Origin of the sequence: Neomoorella stamsii (assembly GCF_002995805.1) — a bacterium.
Classification (GTDB): Bacteria; Bacillota; DSM-521; order Neomoorellales; family Neomoorellaceae; genus Neomoorella; species Neomoorella stamsii.
Window position 1 is genome coordinate 126,839 of sequence record NZ_PVXL01000050.1, and the last position, 7,570, is coordinate 134,408.

Below are 7,570 nucleotides of genomic sequence, written 5' to 3' on the forward strand. Positions count from 1 at the left end.
CCTCATCCTTTATTGCGTGCCAAGAAAAAAATTTGGGGTACCATCGCCAAAGATTTTTTATCCTGTTTTGAATTAGTTTTTGTCATCTGCACCGTCATCTAAATTTTCTCCATCAGGCTTACTTTCTCTTGCGGCAGGTTCCTGCCCGGGATTATTGTCGTTTTTGTCCTCGTTCCTATCCGTGATTTCATCTTTTTCCCGCTTCCCTCTGTTAGTATGGTATCGTATTGTTTCCGCTGGGGGTGGTAGTACTTTCAATTTCCTGCCCGGGCTCCTGTATTTCCTTTGATGGAGAACCACTATCCGGGATTACAGTCTCACTGTTTTCCTCTTCTTCGACTTCTTTCGCGCCCGGGCCAGCTGTATTGTCATACTCCTCTATCTTATCACTATCTCCTTCTTCGTCTTTATCACTATCTCCATCTTTGTCTTCGTCTTCCTCCCTTCTCGGGACTATCTCCGTCTCGTTTTCCATTTCGTCCTCCTCCGCCTCGTTCTGGAATTTATTGTCCGGTGTTGATCCCATATCAGTTTTTTGAGACGGGGTTAATGGTTTACTGTTCCGGCCGTTTTGCTCTGGTTCATACATGCCAGTTACCGGGCCCGGTACTTGGTTGGATACGTTTCCTTCAGAGGAACCGGGTTCACTACCGGTAGGGAACTGGTTCTCTGGTATTTTCTTTCCTGGCTTCGACTGTTTTACAGCCGTTGGGTCACCTTCAGAAACTGTCCCTGGCAGGTAGTCGGCAGGTGTTTCCTTGGGCCTGACGTTCGTACTATTATCATTGCTATCACCAGGATAGGTAACGCCTACGTCATCCACTAGTTGTTCTAAATTTACGCCTTCGGCGGCCAGTTTCTCAACAATATCCTCCACTCCGGGTGTACTCTGCGGAAGGAGGTTCAATGGGAGAGCCTTTAGGGAAGCTTTCTTGATAATCAGGTAGCTGTTGATTGATAATCCTTTTTGCCGGGCTTTTTCTCTTTCTTCCAATGACGCGGTTTGAATGCCTACCTTGCCTCTCATTCCGGCTTGGGCCATGGGGGATAGGACTACTTCTTTTATTCGCCCAGTATCCAGCAGGTTGTCTTTAGGCCGTGCGAAGACGACGGTCAAAAGGACCAGGTTCTCTTTTTCTGGTGAAATGTATCCTGCCTTTTCGGACTCCCGGATTATCATCCCCAGAGATTCATATATATCCTTACCTCTAACAGGAAGGTCCTCCAAAAGCAATTGAGCGTCTTGATTTAAAGGCAGAATGCCTGCTACCTTGCCGGAGGAATTGACGGCCAACTCCAGGCTGGGGTTGATGTCCAGGGCCAGGTATGCCACGGGATTCGCGTAAAGGATTCGGGCCAATGTTGCCCCGAAAAACAATACTATCAGTAGGCTGGCGACTAGCAACAGCCGGCGGTGGATTAAGCTTAAGGTAACGGCCCGGGAGGGGGTTACCCATATTTCCTGGCCAGGCTTAACCCCTTGGCGAGGTAGGGGAAAGCGCATGAACCGGCGGTCCTCGGTGGCTACCCACATCCAGCGTCCCTGGGTTTTGATTACTATTCCCCTTAATCTGGTCACCGCGGGTCACCTCCCTTTAAGCCGGTTGTCTGTTTCAAAACATCCTTTCCTGTCCCGGGTAGGGTTTCCAGCGATAAAGAAAAAAGCGAGCGCAGGTGAGAGAAATCATTCCTGGAAACGATCAAAAACACGGCCAAAATATACTGGCGGCCATGTTTTAGGACTTTTCTACTTACCCCAGTGGCCTGCGAGAGTTCCTTAAGGGGTAGTTGTTTGTAACGGTTGACGTAAGTTGCCAGGTCCTCCCGGCTAGCTAAAAAGCGGGCAACCCTTACCAGGGTGTCCCTGGTATCCCGGTGCTTGGGGCAGGATCGCTCCAGTTCTCCCAGGGAAAACCCGAAAAACTGCAGGACCTGTTCAAAACAGGCCATCTCTTCGGCTCGCTCCTGGGCTAGCTGGTCCTCCCGGTACTGCTCCCAGGCCATTTTAGCCTCCCATTGGGGGACCTCTTCACTGTCCTGGGAAGGCCCTTCCAAGGGGAGGTGGCGGTGGCGGGCTTCTTTACGAAAATAGTCGATTAAGCGGTTTTTAATAACCATCCGGGCATAGTTACGGAATTCTTTTCCGCAGGAGGGGTTATATGTGTCGATGGCTTCACTGAAAGCCAGCAGGCTGATACTCAATTCATCGTCGTTTTCCCATTCCAGTTGCCGTCCGCAGTATCCCGCTGCTACCTCGACTATGTAGGAACGGTAGGTGCGAATCAATTGTTCACGGGCCTGTTCATCGCCTGACCGAGCCAGACTGAGGAGGTTTTGCAGTTCAGGATCGTGCATCGAGGTTCACCTGTCTATGGAGAGATTCGTTCGCACGAAGGTTTTTGGGGACCTTTTAAGATTGTTAAAGAATGGTGATTAGCCATAAGATTAGTATATCAACCCTCGACCCTCAAGTCACTAGCCTAGTTCAACCTTTAAAGCCAGCGCCTCTAAACCGAACATACCTTTCAGGGCAGGGAAGAAAGTTAACTCCAGTCGGCAACACTGCAAGCTAAAAAACCCCGGTACTTAAACCGGGGGTTATCATTTAGTCTGCAATTAGATCAACGAATTTAAACTGCAGTGTGTCTACCAGGCCGCGGTTGGTCAGGCGCAATTCCGGCAGCACCGGCAGGGAGAGGAGGGCCATGGTCATAAAGGGCGACACCAGCCGGCAGCCCAGCTCCTGCCAGGCCCGCTGGACGGCAGCAACCTGCCCGGCGACTTCTTCCACCGGCCGGTCCGACATGAGGCCGGCTATGGGCAGGGGCAGGAGGGCCAGGACCTTGCCGTCCCGGGCGGCTACCATACCACCGCCGCATTGGGCCAGGGTATTGCCGGCCAGGGCCATGTCGGCGTCGTTCATGCCGACAATGAGGAGATTGTGACTGTCGTGGGCGACTGTCGAAGCGACGGCTCCGCCCTGAAAGCCGAAGCCCCGGACAAAGCCCAGGCCGATGCTGCCATTACCGCCGTGACGCTCAACGACGGCTACTTTAGCCAGGTCCCCGCCGGTGGTAGCCTGGAGCTGCCCGTCAACAACCGGCATGGTGGTGATGACGTGGCGGGTAATGACATTAGCCTCAATAATTTCCATCACCCGGACCTGGACCTGGCTCCTGCCTGCCGGGGCCGCCAGGCGGAAGTGGGCAGCCGTCAGGGGTTCCTTTAAGTGGACCGAATGACGCACCCGGTCGGGATAAGTGACGGCAGGGAGGTCAATTAACATCCGGCCGCCGGCAGCGACCACCCGGCCGTCGACCATGACCTTATCCACCTCCACACCGGCCAGGTCCTTCAGGAAGAGGATATCGGCAAAGCGGCCGGGAGCAATGGCCCCCAGGTCCCGGGCGACACCAAAGCATTCGGCGGTATTAATAGTTACTGCCTGGATGGCCCGGACGGGGTCCAGCCCTTCCTCTATGGCCCGTCGCACCACATGGTTTAAATGCCCGGCCGAAAGCAGGGTTTCCGGGTGGGTATCATCGCTGACCAGGACAGCGCGGCGGCTGTCGATCCTAGTTTCCGTCAGGCTTTTAATCGTAGCCTTAATATCATGCCAGGCCGAACCTTCCCGCATCATGGCGTACATGCCCAGGCGCAGCCGGTTCAGGGCGTCTTCCCTGCAGGTAGATTCGTGGCAGGAGGAGATGCCGGCGGCAGTGTAGGCGGCCAGGCCCTGGAAATCACCCGGCAGGGCGAAGTGGCCGGTAACGGGTTTGCCGGCCTTTAAGGTGGCCTCCAGCTCGCCGTGCACACCGGGATCGCCAGCCAGGACGCCGGGGAAGTTCATCATTTCCCCCAGGCCACAGATCCCGGGCCACCCCATGGCGCTGGCTACTTCCGCCGGGCCGAAGGCGGCACCGGCATCCTCGAAGCCCGGGGCAGCAGGGACACAGGAGGGCATGGTGGCGAAAACCTTTAGAGGGAGATCCCGGCCTTCGTCCACCATTAACTTTACCCCTTCCAGCCCCAGGACATTGGCGATCTCATGGGGGTCCATGAATATCGCCGTCGTGCCGCCGGGGAGGACGGCCCGGGCAAACTGGGTTACCGTCACCATGCTGCTTTCCACATGAACATGACCGTCCATAAAACCGGGGCAGAGGTAGTAACCGGAGGCATCGATTATTTCCGTTGCCGGGCCGATGCTCCGGCTGACCTCACCGACGCTGGCTATCCGGCCATCCTTAATGGCAATATCCCAGGGCAGGATCTCGCCCGTAAAGACATTGACTACTTTGCCGTTCTTAATGACGGTATCGGCCGGGATTTTTCCGGTAGCTGCAGCCACCAGTTCCCGGGTAACTTCAGCCAGGGGGCGCCTGGAAGGGAACACTGACAGCCATCTCCTTTATTCAGGATTTACTTCCAGTATAAAACTACACTGAAATAATAGCAATTTATATGACAACACTTTAAAAGGCTTATTTTTAATTGAGATATAATCTCAGCTTCATTTGTTCTTAACCTGGGGGCGTTACAATTACAATTGAAAAGGACACAACACTCCGGGGAGGTAGGAAAAATGTTGAGGCAAAAATTAATTGCCCTACTAAAAGAATGTTGCTGGCTCCTGGAAAAGACAGTGGAAGGGCCGCGGGAACTGCGGCAGATGCAGGAACAGGTGGCGCGCAAAATCGCTGAGCTTGAAGGCGGGAAGCAAGTTCAGGCTAATTTTGAGGTAAGCGAGGGCAAAAAAGTTGCTTAAAAAATATTAGCGGCGGGGTCCAGCTTCAGAGCCGGGACCCCGCCTTTAATTTTACGGCGGTATTACTTTTGGAACGGGCCTGCCAGCCCCGCACGGTATTTTCGCCGTAAAAGACGCCGGCATTATTTTTAACGCTGGTCAAATAAAACCTAAGCTGTATTTAACCCCGGCCTATCCTATATGAGGGTGTCAGTTTTAACCCACAAGCTGGCTGCCAGGCCGGTAATTAACAAATATTTTACCTTATTTTTAAAACGGGACAACCTGCCCGGGGTGATAGTTTATAGTGAGCCGAAGGGCGTTACCTATGTCCCCAGGGCGGCAACGGAACTGTTAAACTAGAATTTCCTGAGATAATACGGCCGGGGTTATATTCGCCCCGGCTTTTAATTTGAGATTCCAGCTGGTACCGTTCAGAAGGACTTTTAACAAAATTTTAAGTCAAAGCTAACGTTACTTTAACCCTGAGATTGTACACTTTTCTTAAAAGCACTGGTGGCGAGGGGATATTAATGACTAAAATTCTAGTGGTGGATGATGAAGTGGCGATTCAGGAACTGGTACGCTATAACCTGGAACGATCGGGGTTTGAAGTACTGACGGCCCCGGATGGGCCTACAGCCCTGGCGAAAGCTGAACAAACGCTACCGGATCTCATTATCCTGGACTTGATGCTACCGGGTATCGACGGCCTGGAAGTATGCCGCCGTCTTAAGGCCAGCAAGGCGACGGCAGCTATACCCATAATTATCTTGTCAGCTAAAAATGATGAATTGGACAAGGTTCTGGGACTGGAACTGGGGGCCGATGATTATGTTACTAAACCCTTTAGCCCCCGGGAGTTATTGGCCCGGGTTAAGGTATGCTTGCGGCGGTTGACTTTACCTGACGGCATTGACCAGCCCCGGCTGCAAGTAGGACCCTTCTTAATGGAGGTTCAGGAATATCGCTTTTATATGGACAATACGGCTATCAAATTAGCACCTAAGGAATTTGAACTGATGCATTACTTTCTCCTTAATGCAGGCAAAGTACTGCGCAGAGAGCTGTTACTGCAAAAAATTTGGGGTTACGATTACTGTGCAGATACCCGGACGGTAGATGTCCACGTCCACCACTTGCGGGAAAAAATAGAACCGGACCCAGCCAACCCCATCTATATAGAAACCATTCGCCGGGTAGGGTATCGTTTCCGGGAAATTGTTGATTAAAAGTTTACGATTATTTTATAAAACCTTAACTAGGGATTCATTAAGGGATAATTTAGCCATAACATCCACCTTTTATAATTATATTTGCCTGGTAGTTACCTGGTGGCCATCTTAATTCAAAGGAGGAGAATACTTAGTGCTAAGTAAAAAGAGCAAGTGGGTAGCCCTGCTGGTAATGGCCCTGGTAATGGTACTGGTAGTGGCTGGTTGTAACAGCGGTAAGGGCGATGCTGGTAAGACGCAGGAAAGTGCTGACAGCAAGCAGACCCAGGAAACTAAAACCATAACCTTGAATGGTGCCGGCGCGTCTTTCCCCTACCCCCTTTACAGCAAGTGGATTGCCGAGTACCGCAAGGTGGCTCCTCATGTAACCATTGACTACCAGTCCATCGGTAGCGGTGGTGGTATCAAGGGTATCACCGAGCAGACAGTTGATTTCGCCGGCAGTGATGCCCCTATGACGGATGAACAGCTGGCCAGGGCGCCGGGACAGATCTTCCACATTCCTACGGTTATGGGTGCCGTCGTAATTACCTACAACCTGGAAGGCGTCAAGACAGGCCTCAAGCTGACCCCGGAAGTCATCAGTGACATCTTTCTGGGTAAAATTAAGAAGTGGAACGACAAGGCCATCAGTTCTTTGAACCCGGATGTAAAGCTCCCTGATAAGGACATCACCGTTGTTCACCGTTCCGATGGCAGTGGCACTACCAACATTTTCACCGATTACCTGAGTAACGTCAGCAAGGAATGGCAAGAAAAAGTAGGGAAGGGTACTTCCGTCGAATGGCCTGTTGGCATTGGTGCCAAGGGTAATGAAGGCGTGGCCGGTACCGTTAAGCAGACGCCGGGCGGTATTGGCTATGTAGAACTCGCCTATGCAGTCCAGAACCAGTTGCCTTACGCTTTCATTAAAAATCAGGCCGGTAAATTTGTTGAGCCGACCCTTGACACTACCACTGCGGCTGCGGCTGGCTCCGCTGCCAATATGCCTGAGGATATGCGGGTATCCATTGTCAATGCCCCCGGTGAAAACGCTTATCCCATCGCCGCCTATACCTACCTGCTGGTGTATAAAGACCAGAAGGATAAGGACAAAGGTACGGAACTGGTTAAATTCCTGTGGTGGGCTATTCATGATGGGGAAAAGTTCGCCAAAGACCTGCTCTATGCGCCGCTGCCCGACAACGTCGTGAAGATGGCGGAAGCCAAGATCAAGCAGATTAACTACCAGGGCGAACCCCTTTATAAGTAAATCCTCAGGCAATATTGCCGGGGATGAATGGCAGTAATTACTGGCCGGGCTGGAAGCTGAAACTTGATCCATACCAGTTGGAAAAGCCGCGCGTGGCGCGGCTTTTATAATCCTTAACATGATATTAACCTGGAGCTAATTTAAATATAACACCAGTTTTTTATAATAGTCTGTGGACAGGCAGCAACCTGCTGGTGGTATATTAAAAAATAGACATAATGGAAGGGCCAGCCCCACAGTAGCGATACGTAGGTTATATTGGTACAATAGAGACCAATACAGAGCTACAAGCTAAGGAGGCTGGCAAGATGAATTATACCACATATGTAGGGCTGG

General features: G+C 51.8%; 7 protein-coding genes and 1 pseudogene. 4 read left to right on the plus strand and 4 right to left on the minus strand.

Features of this window, described 5'->3' with window-relative positions; all coding sequences use genetic code 11:
• Positions 1 to 211 precede the first annotated feature (211 nt).
• The 4 genes and pseudogenes from MOST_RS11765 to ade form a co-directional block, all read right to left on the minus strand.
• A complete protein-coding gene (locus MOST_RS11765) occupies positions 212 to 1,360 on the minus strand; it encodes an anti-sigma-I factor RsgI family protein (protein WP_153060784.1) in 1,149 nt (382 codons plus the stop codon).
• 99 nt (positions 1,361 to 1,459) lie between these two features.
• Positions 1,460 to 1,579: pseudogene (locus tag MOST_RS18585) on the minus strand (anti-sigma factor domain-containing protein); the annotation flags it as partial.
• The gene (gene sigI, locus MOST_RS11770; protein ID WP_054936403.1) at positions 1,576 to 2,355 is read right to left on the minus strand and encodes an RNA polymerase sigma-I factor; all 780 of its coding nucleotides are present in this window, start codon (positions 2,353 to 2,355) and stop codon (positions 1,576 to 1,578) included. The pseudogene MOST_RS18585 and the gene sigI, both read right to left, overlap by 4 nt.
• A gap of 250 nt (positions 2,356 to 2,605) precedes the next feature.
• Positions 2,606 to 4,396 (minus strand): adenine deaminase, encoded by a 1,791-nt coding sequence (gene ade, locus MOST_RS11775; protein WP_083476559.1) that lies wholly within the window; start codon positions 4,394 to 4,396, stop codon positions 2,606 to 2,608.
• Between the two features lie 189 nt (positions 4,397 to 4,585).
• On the opposite strand from ade, the gene MOST_RS11780 reads away from it, so the two are divergent.
• The 4 genes from MOST_RS11780 (at position 4,586) to pstS (ending at position 7,234) form a co-directional block, all read left to right on the plus strand.
• Positions 4,586 to 4,768: a hypothetical protein gene (locus MOST_RS11780; protein ID WP_054936401.1), complete on the plus strand. Its 183-nt coding sequence runs from the start codon at positions 4,586 to 4,588 to the stop codon at positions 4,766 to 4,768.
• 186 nt (positions 4,769 to 4,954) lie between these two features.
• Entirely contained in the window at positions 4,955 to 5,110 is a 156-nt protein-coding gene (locus tag MOST_RS17300; RefSeq protein WP_157049472.1) for a hypothetical protein, read from the plus strand.
• Between the two features lie 170 nt (positions 5,111 to 5,280).
• A complete protein-coding gene (locus MOST_RS11785; RefSeq protein ID WP_054936400.1) occupies positions 5,281 to 5,979 on the plus strand; it encodes a response regulator transcription factor in 699 nt (232 codons plus the stop codon).
• Positions 5,980 to 6,115: 136 nt separating this feature from the next.
• Positions 6,116 to 7,234: a phosphate ABC transporter substrate-binding protein PstS gene (pstS, locus tag MOST_RS11790; RefSeq protein ID WP_208974828.1), complete on the plus strand. Its 1,119-nt coding sequence runs from the start codon at positions 6,116 to 6,118 to the stop codon at positions 7,232 to 7,234.
• The last annotated feature ends 336 nt before the right edge of the window (positions 7,235 to 7,570 follow it).